1 protein-coding gene is annotated in these 235 nt (G+C 65.1%); it reads right to left on the minus strand.

Annotated elements, in window-relative coordinates; translation table 11 throughout:
• Positions 1–186 (minus strand): D-aminoacyl-tRNA deacylase (locus ACQG3P_RS23830; RefSeq protein ID WP_426806432.1); only part of this gene is annotated, 186 nt, incomplete at its 3' end.
• Positions 187–235 lie beyond the last annotated feature (49 nt).

Below are 235 nucleotides of genomic sequence, written 5' to 3' on the forward strand. Positions count from 1 at the left end.
CATTTTCCCTATCTCATCTGCAAACACACGGTAACCAAGCAGGCGTTCGGCCATCCGCGGGATCTGGGCCTCTGTATCGCCGGGCTCCATGCCCACCAGGGCCAGCAGGCCGGGGCCGATCTGGCCCACCACGGCGTGGTCCACGCTGACGCTGGCCTGGGTAACACGCTGGATGAGGACAAGCAGGGTGGGCATTTCCGGTACACGTGGCGCCCTACCTGAGGGGTTGGGCGCA

Source organism: Stenotrophomonas sp. SrG (assembly GCF_050031795.1).
In the GTDB taxonomy this organism is placed as follows: Bacteria; Pseudomonadota; Gammaproteobacteria; order Xanthomonadales; family Xanthomonadaceae; genus Stenotrophomonas; species Stenotrophomonas rhizophila_A.